Here is an 18,796-nt window from a genome sequence, read left to right as displayed (position 1 = left end):
ATCCCGTTCAAAGCCGGTCGAGCATGAATTGCCCGGCGATCGGTCTTCCGAATGCATAGGCCGACTGGATCGGGTTGTAATATTCCTTGCAGCGCAGGACGCGGCCGTCGCACAGGTCCATCCGCATCACATAGCGGTTCCGGTAGTCGCGCCCGTTGGCCATGGTCAGGTGGCCGCGGCATTCGAAGAAGATCCGTGCTCCTGCGCCGTCCACGGTCAAGTCGACCTCGGAAATGCCGTGAATGACGCCCTCGGCGGCGAACGCCGACGTCCAGAATGCGCAGCATTGTTCGATTCCCGAATAGACACGATAGGATTCGCGATCGGTTTTGCCGGATTCGTTGAACGGCAGCTCGATCACGATCCCGGCGTCCATCATGCCGCGCAGCACCTCCAGATCCTTGGCGCCGATCGCGTTGTGCCATTTGGCGAGTGTTTCGAGTGCGGATCTCTGGGCATTCGAAACGGTGTCGCGGCTCGCATAGGCGGCGATCGCCTCATCGAGCACCGGGTCGCGGTTCATGGCGATCCTCCCTTCGTTCGCGGTTTAATGCGACCGTTCTGACACGAAAAAATTTGCAAAGCGATCGTTTTATACGAATATGCAATTGAGGACTGCCGGCGAGACTCGCTGCGGCTCTGAAACGCAAATATTCCGGGAGAGTTGAGCGATGGCTGAAATATTGGCTCTAGGAATCAGTCACTATCCGCCGCTTCTCGGTCAAGACGAACGCATGTCAGGCATTCTAAAACGAATGTTGCAAAATCCAGCCCTTCCGGCGCAGCTTCGCGATCCCGTGAACTGGCCGGCGGAGATGCGTGCCGAGTGGGCCGACGACGACGGCACGGCGGCGGCGGCACGGCATCGCGACCAGTTGGTCGACTGGATGCGCCGCACGCGTGCTGCGCTCGATGCGTTCAAACCCGATTTCGTGCTGATGTGGGGAGACGACCAGTATGAGAATTTCACCGAGGATGTGATCCCGCCCTATTGCGTCAACGCCCATCCCGAATTCCGCTTCAACATCCCGGCAGGGAATGTTTGGGGTGAACCGCAGGACAAGGAATTCGTCGTCCCCGGCGTTGCCAAAGAAGGGCGCTGGCTGGCCAGCGAGCTGATCAGCGCCGGCTTCGACACCGCTTACTCCTACAAGCCGCTACACCATAATCTGGGCCACGCCTTTACCAACGCGATCTTCTATCTCGATTATGATCGGCAAGGGTTCGGCTATCCGATCCTGCCGATATCGGTGAATTGCTATGGGCGCCACGTCATCTGCCAGCGCGGCGGATTGCCGCAGTTCGACAAGGTGTTGGCGCCCGAGGATCTCGATCCGCCCGCGCCCGTGCCATGGCGGCTGTTCGACATGGGCGCAGAGACCGCCCGCATTCTCGCTGCATCGCCCTATCGTGTCGCGATCGTTGCCTCGTCGGGCTGGTCACACGCTTTCCTGACCGCCAAGCACCATTTTCTCTATCCCGATACGCCCGCCGACCGGCTGCTTTACGATGCGCTGGCCGCGGGCGATTACGCGACCTGGCGCAATTATCCCGCGGCGGCGATCGAGGAGAGCGGGCAACAGGAAGTGCTCAACTGGATGTGCCTCGCCGGCGCGCTCAACGCATTGGGACGAAAGGCGGATGAAACCGGTTTCGTCGACACCTGGATCTTCAACTCGTCCAAGACCTTCCTGATCGCGCAGCCTTAGAAATGGACCGCTACGAACTTATCGAGATCGAACGGAGTGATGGCTTCGCGATCGTCGCCTTCAACCGGCCGCAGCGGATGAATGCGATCCTGCCCCAGATGTTGGCCGAGTTCGACGCGGCTATGGCCGCGCTCGATGCAGAATCGGGCATCGAGGTGGTGATCCTTACCGGGCGCGGCCGCAATTTCTGCGCCGGGCTGGACGTGGATATGCTCAAGAGCGGCGGGGCCGGCGCTATCGACGGCTTCACGCCCTCCGAGACGATCGCCAACTGGCGCGGCCCGGTGATCGCGGCGGTGCAGGGCGCGGTGGCGACCGGCGGGTTCGAGATCACCGTCGCCTGCGACCTCATCATCGCGGCGGAGAGCACACGCTTCGTCGATACGCATTCTCGCGTCGGTCTGCTCCCCGGCTGGGGACTCAGCGCCCGGCTTCATCGGGCGATCGGCATCTATCGCGCGAAGGAGCTGGAACTGACCGGCCGACCGCTGCATGCCCGCGAAGCGGCGGATTGGGGGCTGGTCAACCGCGTGGTGCCCGATGCTGAACTGCTCGAAGCTGCCCGCGCGATGGCCCGCATGATCGTCAGCGGCGCGCCAGGCATCGCCGCGCCCACCAAGGCGCTGATCGATGGCAACAGCATGCGTCCGCTCGGCGAGTCGCTGAAGTTCGAGCGAGCGTTCGCCGCCGGCCGCAATCTCGGCACCGCGCCTGGGAATCTCCAGTTCGATCATGTTGGTCGCAAGGCATAGCAGGAGGGGCGCATGCAGCGTGTCGCCATCGTCACCGGCGCGGCAAAGGGGTTGGGCAGGGCGACCGCAGAACGGCTCGCGGCGGATGGCCATCACGTCGTCTGCGTGGGCCGCTCAGGCAACACCGAGCCGGTCGCTACCGCGCTGAAGGCCTGCGGCATGTCTGCTGAAGCGATGGTAGCGGAGATGAGCGATGAGGTTGCGATCGAGGCGATGGTCGAGAACGTCGCGGCGCGCCATGGGCGGATCGACATCCTGGTCAACAATGCCGGCTTCGGCACATCGCGCGGCAATCGTCCGGCGTCGATTGCAGAGCTGACGCTCGACGAATGGAATGCGGTGCTCGCGGTCAACCTCACGGCACCTTTCCTCCTCTCCCGCGCTGTCATTCCGCATATGCGCCGGGGCAGATGGGGGCGTATCGTCAATGTTGGCTCGCGCGCCGGCCGCACAGGGATTCCTGCAGCCGAAGCGGCCTATAGCGCGACCAAGGCCGGGTTGTTGGGCCTGACCCGCTATCTCGCGATGGTTACGGCGGACGGCGGCATCACCGTGAACGCGATCGCTGCCGGCCGCTTCGCCACCGACATGGCCGATCAAGCCGCTCCTGATATCCGCTCCTCCGCGCTGGCCGGCATTCCCGTCGGCCGGACGGGCGATCCTGCCGAGTTCGCAGGAACCGTATCCTTTCTGACATCGGAGATCGCAGCGTTCATGACCGGGGCGACAATCGATGTGAATGGCGGTGCGTTTATGGCCTAGGCTGAGAGGTGCCGAGGGCTAGGACGCAGATAAGATGCGAGCGCGAGATTATTCGCCATATAGGCGAGATTGGACGGCTGCATGTCGACGGTCTCGGCCTGTGCGCTTTGTACCGGGACACCGACGGCCCTAAACGCAGCCTTGGCAGCAAAATAGGGGTTGCGGTCGTTTTGCAGCTGTTTGAAATCAGCCCTGATCTGGACTAGCGCGAGATCGGGCGTCTCGGGAATGCCTCGATCGCCAGGCCCGGCGTCAGCAGGTCCCAAATCCTGACAGATTTTATCGCGCCGATGATCGCAGGCGTCAGCACAACCTTCTTGTTTTTCACACTCATAACCGACTCCGGTCGGCTCCCGAGCGCATCAAATCATAACAGAAATCCTGACAGAATAGCCGTCAAACCCGGTCTAGCTGAGGCTAGCCGGGTCTATCTGAAGATCTGTCGGATTTTGCCGCAACTCATTGCGCTGGAACCGAATCTCGAGGACTCGGTTGGCTGGGGCGGCATAAAGCCATCGAGCCCTGCCAGTGCCAGATTACCATGATTCATGAGCGTTTTGGCAAGATGCTGAATCTCTCGAATTTCTGACCGCTCTTCTAGCGTCAGGCTTGTTGCGCCCTCTTCGGTTTGCGGAGGGCGTCCAGCGGCAATCTGTAATATGCCCGCCAGATCGCCATGCAGATCGATGACCAATGCCGAGCGGTCGGCATTTGGCGTCATCACGATCTTTTCGATTAGGCTGCGAACCACCTCAATCGACATGGTCCGATATTCGGGATCGTTCAGAGTCTCAAAGAGCTGGTTGATTGCCTCATGATAGCGTTTCGCCATGTTCGGATGGATGAACACGGGCGCATTCATTTTTGTGTCCATCTCCGCAAGCAACACATGCTTGCGTGCGTGGAGGCCATTCATTTCAACCTTGAGAAGGTCGGCATCGACACCGCGCTTAATGGCTTCGATCATCTTTTGTAGATCACGCTCAATCCGATCCAGTTCCGTACGCCTTTCGGCCTGCCTGTCACCGACTTGCGCGCGAATGCGATTGATGTGCGCGATATATTCCTTGCAAAAGACATCGCACAATCTCGGGTCCACCAGTCGCTCGCTCAGCGCATCAAGCACGGCCTCTTCAAGTCGCTTTTGGCTGACCGTCAGACGATTTTGACAGGTGCCTTTCTTCCGCGAAGCGCCGCAACCGATATGCGTTGTGGACATCTTGTTCATGCCGCCGCCGCATTCCCCGCATTTGAGGAGGAATGAGAGAAGATATTTCGGCCTGCCGTTCGAACGCAGTGGGTGCAGGCGTTCTAACACGAACTGGCGTTCCTTCACCCGGCTCCATAGTTCGTCAGACACGATACGCAGATGCGGTGCGTCGGCGCGTATCCATTCGGATTCATCGCGCAGACGACCGTTCCCCCTTCCCGTGTCGGGGTCGGTCGAAAATTGCTGTCGGTTCCAGACGAGCTTGCCGATATATCGCTCGTTGTTGAGGATTCCCGTTCCGCGTTGGCGGTTCCCCGTGATCGTCGATGGTGACCAAGGCCGACCGCGAGGACCGGGTATGCCTTCGGCATTCAGATCAATGCAGATATTTGGCGCGGACTTACCGCTGGCAAACTCTTCCAAGATGCGGACTACGATGGCGCCTTGGCTTATGTTGACCGTATGCTTGCCGCCAATGCGTTTGCCCTTCGAGTCCAATTGCGGTTCGATGTCATAGCCATAGGCATGGCCGCCCGCGCTCTCGCCGTTGAGAATGCGATCCTGCAAACCGCGATGCGTCCGGCGGGCGAGGTCGCGGATATAGAGGGCGCTCATCGTCCCTTTCAGACCGATATGAAGCTCGTTCACTTCCCCCTCGATCAGCGTGACTATTGAAATGCGCCAATGCCGGAACCTCTTGTGCATGTTCGCGATGTCACCCTGATCTCTGCTCAGGCGGTCGATGGACTCTGACAGGACAATATCGAACTGCCTCGCGCGAGCCGCCTCGACTAGATTTTTGAGGCCAGGACGGAGCATGTTGGAACCCGACAGCGCCTTGTCCGAATATTCGGCGACAATCTGCCAGCCCTCGTTCGCCGCGCGTTCGCGGAGCAAACGCAGCTGTTGGTCGATACTGCTTTCCTTCTGGGCATCGCTTGAAAAACGAGCATATAGCGCGACTTTAAGCATGACTGTCCTCCAATCCGTCATGTTGATTTCGGGACGATTCCAAGCTGTCCAAAAACGCTTGATAATCACGCTCCGCCGCCATGCGGGCAAGGTGCTTCACCACCTCGACGATGGACGGCAAAAACAATTCATCGGCCTGCATCTGCGAAGCAGTACAGGCGTTGAACTCTACGACGTTTTTGAACTCTTTGGACATGAGTCAAAGACCATAGCAGAAATGAGAACAAATAGAGAACAAGATCATATTCTTGCCCCTGACTAATTTCCGTCGATGGATTATGCGCGACACGGCGCTCCGTCGAACTTCTCCGCCGACACGGCTAAATGTTGATGGATGTAAGGATGTTGGAAGAGGCTTCATGGCCGGAACACTTTTCTGATTGGGTCCCGCTCTGCCGACGAGATCATGGCATGAAGCGAGAACCTAAAACAAGAAAATAACCATTTGAATACAGTCGCATGACATCGCCGCTGGTCGCGGCAATGCATTAATCGCGGTCGAAATCGTCAGGCGAGCCGTCAATCGGCGGCCAGTGCCGCGTCCCCGGAATGCAGTTGCATCGGATCGTCCAGTTGGTCAGCCCGCGCGCTCGGCAGCTCTCAGAAAAACCGATCGCGTAGAAAAGGGCTTGAGCTGCGCCACCGTGTTTGCGGTCGAGGCCGGGAAGACAATACCGCCAGTCTTGGGTTCTGCCCTCGCTTGAGCCCGCTTCTTGGGCGGCGGTGAAGTCGGGATTTTCAGAGGCCATCTACGTACTCCGAACGCGAATCAAAAGCTGATCCACGTTCGGATTATGTGAAGCTTACCTAAGTTTCAAGCTTAATTAAGTTTCACCCAGTTATGGCGCCTTCTTTTTGTATGGGCCGCGGCTGCCCGGCCGCCCGCCACGTGATATCGTCGTTAGTGCCTTTTGGCGCTCCGCAGGATCATTCGGAACATAGCCTAGCGCGCGCATGAGCTTCGCGTCATTTCGAATTTTCGGACTAGGAAGAAGTGCTTGCAGCCGCGCTATATCAGAGCCAGCGAGCTGTTTGAGCGCATCTGCGAGTTCCTCGTCAGCCCGAGCTAGCGCGGTGAGAGTTAAATCGCCGTCGATTCCAAGGCGGCCCGCATAAGCCTCCTCTAAAAATTCCAACGGATCAGGGCATTGCTCTTTGTTGTCCGCATAGTAGCCCTTGGGAGATGGGCTTGAGGAAAGCAGGGTCTTGGAAACGGGATCGATATTCGAGGCTGAATCGAAATCCTTTTTAGCCGCTGCTATGATACCGCTAAATACTGAAATCATTTCGGCGCCATCATCGCCTGAGAGGTCTCGCAATATGCCGACCTCGAGCAAATGGATAAGGCCCTTCTCGACTTCTTTCTCTATAAATTTGGCATCGGCAGGCACTCCCGCCTGAGCAAAGGATTTTCTGACACTCCCCCAATCAATATCTCTAGAAGTCAATATTTTGATATTTAATGTACGAGAATAGTCACCTGCAACCTTATTCTTACCTTTTGCCTTAGCGGCCGATCTAAATTTCTTAAACGGGCTTTTAGGCTGTTTGGAATCGGTACCGGGCTGGTACTTGGAAAAAGCCAAGGCCTTGCCACTCGCCGCGCCCTCCACAGCGGCGTCGGTGCGTCCTTCGTATCGTTTCAGCTTGGATGCTATGGGACCATCGCCCACAGAAGGCGCAGGGCTTTTTGGTCGAACCTCCGGCGCAGCCTCTGCAAGCGCCCGCCGATTGTCCGGCTTCTTGGTATCCTGCTGTGATTTTGGGAAGCGGACTGGCGCAGCCCGGCGCGTGCCAGTTTGCGCGTCGTCCGCGTTGTTCGACTTATCCGTCATATCCTCCCATATCGCGGATCGCGCCGATCCCCAACAAGGGTTTAGCAGAATCGTCGAAGGCCTTCTCCGTCCCTGCGTCTCACTGGACTTTGCTGTTATATTCATATATACTAGATATGAATATAGGAGGTGTCATGGCAACCACGAGTCTCAGCCTAGGCGAGCATTGGGAAACCTTTATCCGCAACGAAGTCGGCAGCGGGCGCTACGGCTCGGTCAGCGAGGTCGTTCGCGACGCGTTACGCGCGCTGGAAGAAAAGAAAGCGCGGCTCGACGCGCTGCGCGCCCATCTGTCCGAGGGCGCGACACAGGCGCGCCGAGGCGTCTTCGTCGAAGACTATTCGGCGGATCGCGTTATCGCCGCTCTGGATGGTGAGGAATGACGCCAACGTTCCGCGTTACCCCTCGCGCATTTGAAGACCTAAAAAATATCGGCCGCTACACGCTCCGCGAATGGGGACGGCAGCAACGCGATGCCTATCTGCGCGGGCTGGACGCCCGCTTCGAATGGCTGGCGCGGCAACCGATGCTCGGTCGCTCGCGCGATGAGGTTGCGCCCGGCTATCGCAGCTACCCGCACGAGGCGCATGTCATCTTCTATCTGCTCCGCGATGGCGGCATCGACATCATCGGTGTGCCGCATTCAGCGATGGACATTCCTCGCCACTTCGACAGCGACGAGGATTAAGCGGCGGTCAATCCGATTTACCGCCTAGAACCCCGCTAAGAAGCCGCGATCTCGGTTATTACCGGCTATTTCATCGAGCGCTTCAATCAGCGGATCGCGATGATTGTCATGCTCAAGAAATTGGCCCCTCAGAAAATGAGGCGACAAACTCGGCGGCTTCCCGAGAAAGAAGAGCCTGTTCCCGGAATATATCTGCACGATATCGTTTGCTTGATCGACCATCCATGGCGGAGCCAGAAGCGATGCACAATTGGGCGCTGATGAACGCCGCGAGTTCAGCGTGCAAAAATAGACGCAGAGATGGGGCGTCAGCGGGATAAGGGCCCGGCCATCAATGCGCATGGCGGTAAGACCGCCCGTAAGCCAGTCGAGATGGCCGTCGCCGCAAATAAATTTCTTGAACGGTGAATGGAGGAGCACGAAGGAGTGCAGAGAGATGTAGCCCGTCGTGCAAAGCCGCTTCGCGAGGCGGTAGTTCTGATGCATGTTGGCTTTCCCGATATCCTCATTCTGGGGCAAGCCAAATCGCATTGGGAAGCGCTCATACTTCGATCGGAAGCTGGGGCTACGGATCAGCAGAGAATGAAGGAGCAAAAGCAAATTTCTATGGAGCCTCTCATCGAGATGATAAAGGCGACAGCCATCTTTGATGCTGCGATCTTTTTTGAGGAGCAATTTTAGGATCGGTCTGGCGTCTTTTAAGGACACCCCTAGCGGCTTGAGTCCTTTAAGCGCGGCGATGATATTGTGAATTTTATCGTCAATGTCAAATTCGCTTTCGAAGTTGGTCTCCCAGACCCCTTTGCCTTTGAGCATGGTGTGCCCATGCCGTTTGGAGCCGATCTTGCGATTGTAGTAACGCTTGGTGCCTCGCTCTGCATTGGGATCAATCCACGAAACATTGCCATGCTTATTAGCCCAGTATCCTTGCAGGGCTACTGGCCACCAATGATGATCTTTTGATCGATTCCCACCCGACATCATATGTCATTCTACAATCGTGCTAAGTCGCTGGTAAGAGGCGAGCGTGTGATCCGATATGATCCCTCAAAATCGCGTCACAGATGTAGCCGCTCCCCGCTTCGCGGAGATCGCAAGATGTGTGCGGTATTACCGCACGATCTTGGCAAGGGGTGACGTGCCGTCCCCCCGTTGCATCCCCCCTTGCCATATGACCCGAACTTACACCCTCTCAGGGAGAGGGCGGTCCGGCTCAGTCAGCTTTTAACTTTGCCCAGTAAAATCAATCGTCATCGAGGCCTGCAACCAGCTGGGCATTTCGAACCCGCTCCCGCGTTGCATCGAAATCTTCATGTGGATCCCCTGGCGGCAAGTGGGGCAGCCATTTTTCAAACTCGGCGCGGGAAGCAACGCGAGAAACCGATAGCCCCAAGATGCTCCGTGCAGCTAGACTAGCAGGGGAATCGCAGCCTTCTCGTACCGCTCTTCCCAGAGTGGCAACGACGGAAGGTATGGGGCTGTCATCCTCGTCTTTAGCTGAGCGAGCGGTCAAGATTAGGGCAGGAAGTCCGGCGATGAAGGCCAAGTCCGGCACAAGTTTCAGCACGAAATGACGAGCACGTTTGCATCGCTTGGGGTCGCCGCCTTCTGGATATCGCTTTTCAATCTCATTGAGGGGTGCACCAGCCATCCATTGCAGCAGCATGGAATGAAGCACGGGTAATGCGAAGGCGCCTTTCTCTCCATCTGTGGTAAGGTCCGAATAGGTCTTACCGAAAAATGCCTCTACGTTCTCGGGGCGGACTAGATCGAGGAGACTTTCTGGCCGTTTTGCGAGCCATTCGAAAATTAAAATCATAAATGCAACGGAATCCAGCTCGGGGGGTAGTCCGTCAACCAGTTCAGCCAGCTCTGCGAGCAGTTTGGTCGAAACTCCTGTTAAACCTGATACGCGATCAAGCCACTGTTCGCCGTCCGATGATTGCATTGCCTGTCGCGCTGCAAACGCCGCTGCAATTCGGGATTCTATCCATTCCGTATCTCCACGCTTTCGAGCCCGAAAGGCCGCGAAGGAATTGCCGAGAATGCTTCGAATAGAAGTGTCCCCACCGTCGTCATCCGCAGGAGGAAGCCGGCTTACAAAATAGGCGGGCATTCCCTTGTCTGAAGCGCCGGCATGAACATGATCGAGCAAGACCGTTGAGGGATCGTCTATGTCGAGGCATTGATCGCTCTGCGAGAAAATTGACTGAAGCGTGAGCCAATGCGCGTTGATCAAGTTCTGCTCATCGTCGAATTCGACGACCTTGCTGGGAACGACCAAAACAAAACCGTTTGATCGCTCGCCCGCTCTGCCCGCTCGCCCCGCTGCATTCAAAATCTCGTGCGCTTCAAGTTGCGCCATTCGGTCTGCATCAGGGTCGAAACGATTGTCGCCAGCGATAATAACTACCTCACTCGGTAGATTCATGCCTTGAGCCAAGGTCGAAGTCGCAAAGAGTACGCCCACGCCGCCCGGTCTTTTAAAGAGAGATTCATGGAGGTGGCGTTCTTCTCGAAGAAGAAGCGCGTGGTGGCTGGCCGCGCCTCCAGCGAATGTGCCGTTGGCTTCCAAATCGAGATAGCAGTGGGCCTCGCCACCCATCTCCTCGGCGGCTAAACGGTATAGTTCCTTCTCCGCTTCCTCTAATTCGATGGCAGGAACATTGAGCAAATTTCGAAAATCCGATGTGGAAGATTCGGCAAGAACAACAGTTTGGACGAATACCAACGTCTTCAAACCCGCTGCTGCCGCGGCCGCGGCAATCCTAGCGGCCGTTTGATTGCCGTTGGGCGTTAGATACCAGTTGCCCCCCTTCGTCCGTCCCGTTGAAAGCGAGTGCTCATCTGGCAGGAGCGGAAGTAGCGCATAATCAGAACGCTCTTGGGTCGCCCAAGTTTGAAGAAGGCCGAAGAAACCAAATGGCTGGGCCGTGAGTCCCCGCGTGACGGCGCGGGGCGCGTTTTTCGGTTCCCGGTTAGCCGCCCGCGCTGTCCGTAGAGCTTCATTAAGTTCAGAGATGCGCTTGGCGGGATAGACAACGCTGCCGCGCACTTGGCGAGTCGGCTTCCAAGCCAAATTCAATGACAGGCAAGGCCTGCCCGTCATCTCCCCAATCCAGCCCGCGATCTCATCTGCATTTTTCATCATCGCCGAAAGAAGCAGCAAATCAGCGTGGGGAGCGATGCGAACCAGATTTAGAACAGCAAGCATTGCATCGACGCTTCTGCGGCTGCGATCATCATCGCGAGGATGCAACAAGTGACATTCATCAAATACAACGAGACCCAAATCAGCAAAAGCTTCTGGTTGAGCCGACATCAGCATGAGGCATCGCTCGGGTGTCGTGACGGTAGCTTCTGGCAGTATCAAAAGGCTATCAAAGCTCATTTCTTCATCAACGTCACCGATGATGTCGAAGTTGAAAGTGTTGAACGTCTTCTGCAGAGCCTTGGTCGTTTGATCGACGAGGGCATGCGTGGGAGCGAGAAAAATAACTTTCTGGCCGCGCAGCAACGCCGTCGCAATTTTCAGTTCGGCTAGGGTGGATTTTCCGCCACCCGTGGGGAAACTGATCGCTGACGATATGCCTTGCTCGAGATAGCCTTTGTCGATCGCTTCACGATGATTGCGCCACAGGTACGGACGATTTTCAGCCATCCGGCGGATTATTTGCCACCATGCATCTTCTGTGACTCCGCCTGGTGTCGGAACCCGAGTCAGAGCGGAGGAAATTAGGTCCCGCTCGACCGCAAGTAAGAGGTTTGCGATATGTATAAGGCCGGGGAACAAACTGACGACATTCCGACCATCATCAAAGATTCCATCGATCTCGGATACACTTAGCGCTTTCACACGCTCGAAGAACGCTGTTGCAGGTTGTACGCCACCGACAGTCGGGTCGATATCCACCTTATTGCGCAAGCGAAGCGCGATGTGTTTAACGCCTTTAAGCAACTCAAGTCGGAGAGCATCGATAGCCACAGCCATTGAGTCTTCCGCATCGATAATTTCCGGCAATGCCGATTGGACTATGGCGCGTAATTCTCCAGTTGCGAGCATCTTGATGGAGGTCAGGAGTGCTTTTTCAACTGCCGTAGACTGGGGGGCATCATCCTGAATCTGCTTGGACGCTTCCGCGGCGTCGGCGTGGGATTCCGCAACAAGGAATAGCAGGGTTGCACTCACTTCTTCGGCAACGCTTGTCTCGTTTACAAAAGAGCGAGCAATTTCACCGCGCGGTCGTGCAAGCAGACAGGCTTGGTGCGCAGAGCCTGCGACAAAGGCTGCCGCCGCCCTGTTCTCACGATCTGGCAGGATGGCAACGAACGCCTCGTGCGCAGCGGCCAGCCTTCTAACTCTTATAAGCGTCTCTCTGAGGTCCTCCGAAATCTCGGCGGCATGCGCCTGACGCATTCGGATGCGAGCCGATACGATCTCTGCAAACGCTTGCGTTAGCTGCTTGGGCAGAGCTTCCAGATCCAGCCCGGATAAGGGTGGCGAGGTGGCGATGAGCGCGGATGTAACTGGATCAAACATCGGCCGCCAACTCTCTCACCTTTACGATGACCAAATTCGCAAAATTGTCCATCCACTGTCGCAGATCGCTAAAATGCATTGTTTCTGCGCGACGCCTAGTGACGTCGCCCGGTGCGTGCGCATCGTAGTCCTTGAAAAGGCCTTTCCGCTTGCCGTCATCGGCATGAGTGTCGTCAACAGTAACACTCACACGATAGCGTCTAGCTTCATTCCAAATGATCTTATCGATCGCGTCGTCAATGTTAAGATTGGGGTTGGCGTGCTGCTGCCGCTCCAACATTGCTGTTGCTTCGTGAGCCAGCTCCCCGGCTCGCTCGCCACGCTCTAACGCGGCTATGCCCGGCCAAACTTCGTCCCTGATTGTGTCGCGAGCATTGATAGTGGCCTTATCCTCAAAAATGATGAGGGCCTGAACCGCCGATTGATCAACTGTCAGTTCGAGTTGTAGCCCGTCGTACCCCTTGTGAGCGCGGTAAATGTGAGGAATTTGGAGGATAGCGCCATTTGCGGTTTGATTGGCGGCGATCCATGAAATGGTCTGAAATATCCATCCATCACGTTGATATGGGTCGCCGTTGGCAGAGACCTGCATCTTTTCAATGGCGTCGGCGGCCTGCTCAGCTTTTGTCTTTGGCGCCCCGACATTTAAGCCTTCGAGTATCTGCGCAACGTGACGATACTGTCCCATCGCAACACGCGCGACTAACTCTACGAGTTTGCCCGTATCACCTTCATGCCAGCGCCAGCCATGGCAAAGGTCGTCATGATCAATTTGGGTGAGGCTTAACGGCATACGATCAGAATAGACACAATTTCCGATGGCCGAAATGGTATTTACCTACTGGGCTATATTCTATTCTGTCACAGAAGAAAAAAGTTCGCTTGGCTGAACATCAAGCCCGCGCGCTAGGCTGAACAGCGCCTTCACGCCCACGTTGCGTTCGCCGCGCTCGATGCCGCCGATGTAATTCACATGCAGGCCCGATCGAAACGCTAGCTCTTCCTGTGTCAGCTCCTGTGCTTTCCGCAGTTGGCGGATCGTTTGGCCCAGCGCCACAAGGTCGGGGTCATTTGACACGCCCGCTTGGTCTGCGCCGAGCGCAAAATCCTCCAGACACGATCAGTGTGATTTTTTTCATTCGCAGGGATTCCGTTCAGCCACTAGAAACACTATCAGTGTGATTCTTGTTCTCTGACCAAACGCGGTCAGGTGCCAATTGGGAGCAAGATCATGTCGAATGAGTCGAACTATTGGGGGAAAATAGGGGCTGCGAACCCGAACGCGGGCGCGTCTGATTTCAAACGTCAAGGTGCCAGCGACAGCCAAGCGGCAGAAGCCGCCGCCGCCGCGCAACGCGCCAAGCAGGCGCAGGGCAATAAAAGTTAGCGACACTGGCGGCTTGGTCTGACGACCAGGCCGCCCCTTCAAGGACCAGAGCATGAGACATTTGTATCGCGCGGCGGCGTCAGCCGTCGCGATGGGCATCTGCGCGCCCGCGATGGCGCAGAGCTTTGAATCCTGCCGGGGCGATGCGTCGTCTTGGCGGGCGCGCGAGATCGCCCATCAATGCGCGGGGAAAACGGGCGAGACGCGGCAATCCTGCGAGCGGCGCATCGGCGAGGTCTACATGGACAAGGTGCGGCGCTGCACGGCGGCGGAGAACCAGCGCCTTGATCGCGAGCGCGCCCGCGAGGCCGAACGCCGGGAACGTGAACGCCTTCGCGGCGCGACCGCGCCGAAATCAACCGAGGGGAGAAACTGATATGCGACAGACGATGACATGCGCCGCCGCCCTGCTGGTCGCGGCCTGCGGAGCGGACGCGGTGCCGACCAATGCCGTTGCCGCTAGCGACGGCGCCGCTGGAGCGATCGCCGCCGTATCGACGGCGGCAGCGGCCCAGCCGGAAAACTGGACGGGCGAGTATGAAGGGTCAACGGATGGCGGCAAGGGCTCGCTGTCCATCCGCCCGAGCGGGGCCAATCGCTATAATGTCGCGATGGAAACGTTCAGCGGGGACGGATGCAGCGGCGAGGTCGAGGGCGGCGCTATCGCCGCCAAGGGCCAGCTTGTCATGACCGCGCCCGTTCCCGATGACAGCGGGCGCGTATGTCGCGTCGTGCTGACCAATGCGGGGAAGTCGGTGCGGGCCAGCTCGACCGATTGTTCCTATTTTCATGGCATGGGTTGCGGGTTTGACGGCACCTTTGCCAAGAAAGGAAACCCCGTGCAGTCCGCTCCGAGCGGGACGGCGGTTGTCGGCGGCGCGCGTGGCTTCATGGAGGAAGGCGGCGCGGTCGGCTGCTCGAATGGCGCTGTCGATGAATGGACGGGCCGCGTTCTCGACCGCATCAGCGCGAACGATGAGTGCGGGGCCGGTGCCAGTACGGATCGGCAGGATAGCGGCGCGGCGGGCTATTGGATGTTGGCTGACGGACAACCGCAGAAGATTGGCATTCTGAGCGGCGCGGACGATTACGGTTTCGATCCTCTCTATCTGACCTGCGAAGGCGGACGCGGCCAGATCACGCTGATGATTGTTGAACAGACCAAAGCCAAACCCGCGAAACAGACCGTCACCTTCAATGTGGACGGTCGAGCAATCGCGGTTCCGATCACCGTCAGCGTTGATGAATGGGGCGCGGTTGATGCGAGCGCCAATCTTGGCGGGGTCCATCCGTTGCTGGCCGCGCTGCCATCGGCGCAAAACATTCGCATGACGGTCGCCGGGCGAACGCTTCCGTTGCCCGTGAAGGGGCTGAAATCGAACTGGAGCGCATTCAAGCGTGGCTGTGGTATTCGCTGATCGCCAGTTTCGCAGCGACGGAAATAACGACGGGCGGCGAAAGCTGCCCGTTTTTGTTGCCGCTGACGTGTAGTGAATAAAGCCTCAGATCGACTTTTACCGAAATTGACCGTTTGGGTCTTTCGGCTAAGCTCTCTGTTGTATTGCGACCTTATGGCCGGGGGGTGCTTTGGCGAATTTGGCCTTTGGTATGTCGATGATTTGCGTAGGCGAGCAACGCCACGACGGTTGCCATGGCGGCGGTTCCAGCACCAGCGCCGATCAGCCAGCTTTTTGTGAGCATCCCGGCGACAGTCCCGGCCAAAGTTCCAGCCCCGCCTACAGGAGCGGCTAGACAGCCAACAACCAAACATTTCTGCGCAAATTCTGCACCTTCAATAAGTGGAGAAGTCAATAAATCCTACCTTGTTGGGAGTATTATATGACAATAAGTAGCGATAAGTCAAAAGAATATTCTAAAATAGATCCATGGTATGACACAGAGCGATGGCTCAATAATCCAATCTTTGTGCATGGACCTCCTATATTTCTAATATTTATAGTTCTTTTGACGATATTTTTCGTTTTATTTTTTGTTGGCGCATACGCTGTGACTTCGGGTGGATTCGACTTCGAAACTCGCAATTGGATTTCTTTTTCCAATATATTCAATCTGGTCGCACAGGGCGTCATGGGTCTGGCGACCATAGCGGCCGCCTTAACGGTGTCGGTTCTCGTGTCTGGGGGTATCGAAAAGAGAAACAAGAAGAACGAACAGCACCGGGAGCTTATCCGTCTTTCGGAAAAAATGGTGGATCCCGAGTTCTACATCAAAATCCTGTATCCGGCGTGGGAAGTGGCTCAAAAATGGTTCCGTGACAAAGACTATGATTACAAAGCGAAAGTCGTTTTAGGGGAAACGAGGCTCCCCAAATTTTACGTGCATATCAAAGATGACACTGGGATTGCCGCGAACCATGTTCGCGATCACCCTCATTTCACCCCCTATGATGTTCGGCATAAGCAGAATGAGCGCGCCCCCGTTCTCAACGAAATGTCCGAAAGCTTGGCCTTCGCGACATGGATTCGCTTCTGGCAGCACATCGCTTTCCTAGTTGAGAAAGACATCCTCGAACGGGGTGACGTAAAGGCCATGTTCCGTGAATGGTACATGTGGTGGGCGCCGTTCATGACCCAGTTTGCGGCTGTCGTGAAAGGCGTTCTAAAAGAGCTTCGAGATGACGGTAGGCTCGCTCTTAACAAATCCCAGTATGAGACATACATCTCATCTCTTGCGGTTCAAAAGATAGAAAACCTCCATGTCATCATGGAGATATGCCCATATATTGGGTATAAAAACAAAATTGAATTTGAAGGGGTAATCAAGCAGATTGTGGATGCGATATTGAACCGCATAGGAGATTTGGAACCCGGCGATACCGGGTTGTTTCAATATTGCACGTCGAGTTCTCGTTGCCGCAAGGGTGAACCTTAGCGCTCCCACCCTCGATCCTTCCCTATCCCCTTCACCAGCGGTTTGAACTCGCGGTCGTTGGCGCGTTCCTCCCGTTTGGCGTCCATGAACTTGCGGGCGTCCTGCGCGAGCCGGATGCCGACCGCACCGGGCGGCGCGAGTTGCGGATGCGGGATGAAGGTCGTGCGCGGCGGCGGGATGACGGGCTGGGCGTTGTCCTTATCCCGTATCGGCAGCCTTTCGGCTGCCGACTGGTTGAAGGGTTTGTGCGGCTGATTCAGGCTCAGCCGGAAGCGCTTCACATGATCGTCGCTCACTTGTTCGCCTCCCGCAGATTGACGCCAAGGGTTTTCAGGGTGTCATCGGTGAACCACGCTTGCTTGACCCCCTGTATGGGGTGCAGATTCTCTATAAGGACCAATGCACGGGCGCTGTGCAGGCGCATCAATTCGTCGGGATAGGCGAGCTTGCGTTGCGCGACCGCCGTTGTCGTGGTGTTGCTGGTCGAACTGTTGGAGCTATTGCCCGAACTGCCGAAGCTGGATGCGATTGCGTTCGTGATGGTCCACACGGTCGTCACCCCGCAAAGGGCGCTGAAATATTCGGCGCTCTCTTTGTCCCGCGAGCCTGCGTAAGTCACACATCCGCTGTTGGCGACGAAGCTCGACCACGATTCCCCGTAAATCTTCTTCAGTTGCGCCGTGTCCTGCACGATCCCCCAGAGTTGCATCCCAAAGCCCGCCATCAGGCCATAAGCCTGTTCGACCATCGAAAGGCGACCGAGGGCGGGCATTTCATCGAGGATGAAGAGGACGGGCTTGTCAGGCTGGATATCAATGTTGCGGGCGTTGACGGTGATTGCCTGCTGTATGAGGAGCCGCAACCACCGTCCGAACGCATTCAGGCGATCGGCGGGGAGGACGAGATAGATCGTCATCTTCTCTGCCTTCAGATCCTCGAATTTGAAGTCGCTCGCTCTCAAAGACGATCTTATGCGGCTCGAATCCAAGAAGTGGGTTTGGGCTTGCGCGGATGCCAAAACGCTGGCGAGCAGCTTTTCATCCTTTTGAAGGCAGCGTGCGCCCGTCGAGGCGACGACATGATGCATCGATTGCGTCATGCGTCGGAACAATTGCGGCAGGTCTTCGCCGTCGAGCAGCAGCAGATCGCGGACCCGGCCAAGATGGCGGTGCCTCGCCTCATAATCATCGGTCGCGACATAGAGGATAAGCCCTTGCAGCAGGGCTTTCGCCTCTTCGGTCCAAAAGCTGTCGCCCTTGCCGTCGGGCACCACCAACGCATCCGCAAGCAGCATCGAGTTCTCCGTTATATCGGGATCGCCCATCACCAGCCAGTCGAGCGGGTTGAAGCGCGAGGCTTCGCCCGCGCCGGATGCGATGCCCCACGGATCGACGATATGCACATCCTGACCCATCGCGCGGCGCTGCCCCGCCGTAATCATCGCGTTCTCGCCTTTCGGATCGATGACCATCGTCGAACCGCGATAGGTGAGGAGATTCGGGATGATGAGCGTCGTGCCTTTGCCCGCGCGGGTCGGGGCGATGGTCAACAAATGGCGGTCGCCCTCGTAATGGATCGGGATGATGCCGTCCTTGCCGGGAAACCCGCCAAGGCGAATACCTTTGTCGCCGATGATATGATGCTCGCGCAAATAGTCTTCGGTCGCCCATTCGGCGGAGCCGAAGGTGACGGGTTTTTGGAAGAAACCGCGCGCGCCTTTGCCGAGCCAGTAGCCGAGGCCCATACAGAAGCCGACGACCGCGAGCACGATGGCGACGCTCCAGCCCATCGCTTTCGGCCCGGCGAAGGCGATGAACAGCAGGAGCGCGCCGACGGCATAGCCAATGACGCGCCGGACGGCGCTGGCTTTTGGCGAGAGGAACCAGCCGAGGCCGAAACCGCAGCCCGTCGCCATGCCGATCATGTAAAGGCGGCTGAACCCGGTAACGATGCCCTTGCTGCTTCCCGTGGCCACGATGAGGCCAAGGATAATGGCGGCGGCGATGCCCGCCGCTTTCGGATGTTTGGTGATATTCATGGATCGATCCT

The 18,796-nt window shown here is 57.2% G+C and carries 20 protein-coding genes; 9 read left to right on the top strand and 11 right to left on the bottom strand.

The annotated features are described in order from the left end of the window. Positions 1-7 precede the first annotated feature (7 nt). Positions 8-523, bottom strand: a complete 516-nt coding sequence (locus K7G82_RS18465) for a nuclear transport factor 2 family protein (RefSeq protein ID WP_222991370.1) — start codon at positions 521-523, stop codon at positions 8-10. Positions 524-755: 232 nt separating this feature from the next. Here K7G82_RS18465 and K7G82_RS18460 point away from each other — a divergent pair, with 232 nt between their 5' ends. From K7G82_RS18460 to K7G82_RS18450, 3 genes are read left to right on the top strand one after another with little or no spacing between them, the layout of a single operon-like run. After that, the gene (locus K7G82_RS18460) at positions 756-1,709 is read left to right on the top strand and encodes a class III extradiol ring-cleavage dioxygenase family protein (protein ID WP_222991369.1); all 954 of its coding nucleotides are present in this window, start codon (positions 756-758) and stop codon (positions 1,707-1,709) included. Positions 1,710-1,711: 2 nt separating this feature from the next. Then, positions 1,712-2,461 carry an enoyl-CoA hydratase-related protein gene (locus tag K7G82_RS18455; RefSeq protein ID WP_222991368.1) on the top strand — a complete coding sequence of 250 codons (750 nt, stop codon included), beginning with the start codon at positions 1,712-1,714 and terminating at the stop codon, positions 2,459-2,461. A gap of 12 nt (positions 2,462-2,473) precedes the next feature. Next, positions 2,474-3,223, top strand: coding sequence for an SDR family NAD(P)-dependent oxidoreductase (locus tag K7G82_RS18450; protein ID WP_222991367.1), 750 nt, complete (start codon positions 2,474-2,476; stop codon positions 3,221-3,223). 427 nt (positions 3,224-3,650) lie between these two features. Here the strand turns inward: K7G82_RS18450 and K7G82_RS18445 are convergent, their stop codons facing one another. The 4 genes from K7G82_RS18445 to K7G82_RS18430 all read right to left on the bottom strand — a co-directional run bounded on the left by K7G82_RS18445 (position 3,651) and on the right by K7G82_RS18430 (position 7,240). Further along, complete coding sequence (locus tag K7G82_RS18445; RefSeq protein WP_222991366.1) at positions 3,651-5,405, bottom strand: recombinase family protein; 1,755 nt, start codon at positions 5,403-5,405, stop codon at positions 3,651-3,653. Further along, entirely contained in the window at positions 5,398-5,601 is a 204-nt protein-coding gene (locus tag K7G82_RS18440; RefSeq protein ID WP_222991365.1) for a hypothetical protein, read from the bottom strand. The genes K7G82_RS18445 and K7G82_RS18440 overlap by 8 nt, the downstream gene beginning before the upstream one ends. Positions 5,602-5,893: 292 nt before the next feature. Beyond that, a complete protein-coding gene (locus K7G82_RS18435) occupies positions 5,894-6,154 on the bottom strand; it encodes a hypothetical protein (RefSeq protein ID WP_222991364.1) in 261 nt (86 codons plus the stop codon). A 90-nt stretch (positions 6,155-6,244) separates the two neighbouring features. Further along, positions 6,245-7,240 carry a hypothetical protein gene (locus K7G82_RS18430; RefSeq protein ID WP_222991363.1) on the bottom strand — a complete coding sequence of 332 codons (996 nt, stop codon included), beginning with the start codon at positions 7,238-7,240 and terminating at the stop codon, positions 6,245-6,247. A 134-nt stretch (positions 7,241-7,374) separates the two neighbouring features. Here K7G82_RS18430 and K7G82_RS18425 point away from each other — a divergent pair, with 134 nt between their 5' ends. Further along, positions 7,375-7,623 carry a type II toxin-antitoxin system ParD family antitoxin gene (locus K7G82_RS18425; RefSeq protein ID WP_222991362.1) on the top strand — a complete coding sequence of 83 codons (249 nt, stop codon included), beginning with the start codon at positions 7,375-7,377 and terminating at the stop codon, positions 7,621-7,623. After that, positions 7,620-7,928, top strand: a complete 309-nt coding sequence (locus K7G82_RS18420; RefSeq protein WP_222991361.1) for a type II toxin-antitoxin system RelE/ParE family toxin — start codon at positions 7,620-7,622, stop codon at positions 7,926-7,928. Before K7G82_RS18425 ends, K7G82_RS18420 begins: the two co-directional genes overlap by 4 nt. 24 nt (positions 7,929-7,952) lie before the next feature. Here the strand turns inward: K7G82_RS18420 and K7G82_RS18415 are convergent, their stop codons facing one another. The 4 genes from K7G82_RS18415 to K7G82_RS18400 all read right to left on the bottom strand — a co-directional run bounded on the left by K7G82_RS18415 (position 7,953) and on the right by K7G82_RS18400 (position 13,525). Beyond that, entirely contained in the window at positions 7,953-8,912 is a 960-nt protein-coding gene (locus K7G82_RS18415) for a hypothetical protein (RefSeq protein ID WP_222991360.1), read from the bottom strand. A gap of 259 nt (positions 8,913-9,171) precedes the next feature. After that, a complete protein-coding gene (locus K7G82_RS18410; protein WP_222991359.1) occupies positions 9,172-12,468 on the bottom strand; it encodes a DEAD/DEAH box helicase in 3,297 nt (1,098 codons plus the stop codon). Next, positions 12,461-13,261, bottom strand: a complete 801-nt coding sequence (locus tag K7G82_RS18405) for a hypothetical protein (protein ID WP_222991358.1) — start codon at positions 13,259-13,261, stop codon at positions 12,461-12,463. The genes K7G82_RS18410 and K7G82_RS18405 overlap by 8 nt, the downstream gene beginning before the upstream one ends. 60 nt (positions 13,262-13,321) lie before the next feature. Beyond that, positions 13,322-13,525: a helix-turn-helix domain-containing protein gene (locus K7G82_RS18400; protein WP_343228605.1), complete on the bottom strand. Its 204-nt coding sequence runs from the start codon at positions 13,523-13,525 to the stop codon at positions 13,322-13,324. A 174-nt stretch (positions 13,526-13,699) separates the two neighbouring features. Between K7G82_RS18400 and K7G82_RS18395 the strand changes: the two genes are divergently transcribed. The 4 genes from K7G82_RS18395 (at position 13,700) to K7G82_RS18380 (ending at position 16,747) form a co-directional block, all read left to right on the top strand. Continuing rightward, complete coding sequence (locus tag K7G82_RS18395; protein ID WP_222991356.1) at positions 13,700-13,855, top strand: hypothetical protein; 156 nt, start codon at positions 13,700-13,702, stop codon at positions 13,853-13,855. Positions 13,856-13,916: 61 nt separating this feature from the next. After that, entirely contained in the window at positions 13,917-14,231 is a 315-nt protein-coding gene (locus tag K7G82_RS18390) for a hypothetical protein (RefSeq protein WP_222991355.1), read from the top strand. 1 nt (position 14,232) lies between these two features. Next, positions 14,233-15,273 carry a hypothetical protein gene (locus K7G82_RS18385; protein ID WP_222991354.1) on the top strand — a complete coding sequence of 347 codons (1,041 nt, stop codon included), beginning with the start codon at positions 14,233-14,235 and terminating at the stop codon, positions 15,271-15,273. A gap of 421 nt (positions 15,274-15,694) precedes the next feature. Next, the gene (locus K7G82_RS18380) at positions 15,695-16,747 is read left to right on the top strand and encodes a hypothetical protein (RefSeq protein ID WP_222991353.1); all 1,053 of its coding nucleotides are present in this window, start codon (positions 15,695-15,697) and stop codon (positions 16,745-16,747) included. Here the strand turns inward: K7G82_RS18380 and K7G82_RS18375 are convergent. Both K7G82_RS18375 and K7G82_RS18370 read right to left on the bottom strand, forming a co-directional pair. Beyond that, positions 16,744-17,043, bottom strand: coding sequence for a hypothetical protein (locus K7G82_RS18375; RefSeq protein WP_222991352.1), 300 nt, complete (start codon positions 17,041-17,043; stop codon positions 16,744-16,746). The two genes, K7G82_RS18380 and K7G82_RS18375, sit on opposite strands and share 4 nt — an antisense overlap. Next, positions 17,040-18,785, bottom strand: coding sequence for a type IV secretory system conjugative DNA transfer family protein (locus tag K7G82_RS18370; protein ID WP_222991351.1), 1,746 nt, complete (start codon positions 18,783-18,785; stop codon positions 17,040-17,042). Before K7G82_RS18370 ends, K7G82_RS18375 begins: the two co-directional genes overlap by 4 nt. Between the last annotated feature and the right edge of the window lie 11 nt (positions 18,786-18,796).

The organism is Sphingomonas colocasiae (genome assembly GCF_019880585.1).
Classification (GTDB): domain Bacteria; phylum Pseudomonadota; class Alphaproteobacteria; order Sphingomonadales; family Sphingomonadaceae; genus Sphingobium_A; species Sphingobium_A colocasiae.
Note: the sequence above shows the minus strand (reverse complement) of the source record. Positions and strands in the feature narration are given on the sequence as shown.

Bases quoted from the DNA above. Each gene is read 5' to 3' on its own strand.
- K7G82_RS18465 (WP_222991370.1), bottom strand. From the start codon at position 523: ATGAACCGCGACCCGGTGCTCGATGAGGCGATCGCCGCCTATGCGAGC.
- K7G82_RS18460 (WP_222991369.1), top strand. From the start codon at position 756: ATGTTGCAAAATCCAGCCCTTCCGGCGCAGCTTCGCGATCCCGTGAAC.
- K7G82_RS18455 (WP_222991368.1), top strand. From the start codon at position 1,712: ATGGACCGCTACGAACTTATCGAGATCGAACGGAGTGATGGCTTCGCG.
- K7G82_RS18450 (WP_222991367.1), top strand. From the start codon at position 2,474: ATGCAGCGTGTCGCCATCGTCACCGGCGCGGCAAAGGGGTTGGGCAGG.
- K7G82_RS18445 (WP_222991366.1), bottom strand. From the start codon at position 5,405: ATGCTTAAAGTCGCGCTATATGCTCGTTTTTCAAGCGATGCCCAGAAG.
- K7G82_RS18440 (WP_222991365.1), bottom strand. From the start codon at position 5,601: ATGTCCAAAGAGTTCAAAAACGTCGTAGAGTTCAACGCCTGTACTGCT.
- K7G82_RS18435 (WP_222991364.1), bottom strand. From the start codon at position 6,154: ATGGCCTCTGAAAATCCCGACTTCACCGCCGCCCAAGAAGCGGGCTCA.
- K7G82_RS18430 (WP_222991363.1), bottom strand. From the start codon at position 7,240: ATGACGGATAAGTCGAACAACGCGGACGACGCGCAAACTGGCACGCGC.
- K7G82_RS18425 (WP_222991362.1), top strand. From the start codon at position 7,375: ATGGCAACCACGAGTCTCAGCCTAGGCGAGCATTGGGAAACCTTTATC.
- K7G82_RS18420 (WP_222991361.1), top strand. From the start codon at position 7,620: ATGACGCCAACGTTCCGCGTTACCCCTCGCGCATTTGAAGACCTAAAA.
- K7G82_RS18415 (WP_222991360.1), bottom strand. From the start codon at position 8,912: ATGATGTCGGGTGGGAATCGATCAAAAGATCATCATTGGTGGCCAGTA.
- K7G82_RS18410 (WP_222991359.1), bottom strand. From the start codon at position 12,468: ATGTTTGATCCAGTTACATCCGCGCTCATCGCCACCTCGCCACCCTTA.
- K7G82_RS18405 (WP_222991358.1), bottom strand. From the start codon at position 13,261: ATGCCGTTAAGCCTCACCCAAATTGATCATGACGACCTTTGCCATGGC.
- K7G82_RS18395 (WP_222991356.1), top strand. From the start codon at position 13,700: ATGTCGAATGAGTCGAACTATTGGGGGAAAATAGGGGCTGCGAACCCG.
- K7G82_RS18385 (WP_222991354.1), top strand. From the start codon at position 14,233: ATGCGACAGACGATGACATGCGCCGCCGCCCTGCTGGTCGCGGCCTGC.
- K7G82_RS18380 (WP_222991353.1), top strand. From the start codon at position 15,695: ATGACAATAAGTAGCGATAAGTCAAAAGAATATTCTAAAATAGATCCA.
- K7G82_RS18370 (WP_222991351.1), bottom strand. From the start codon at position 18,785: ATGAATATCACCAAACATCCGAAAGCGGCGGGCATCGCCGCCGCCATT.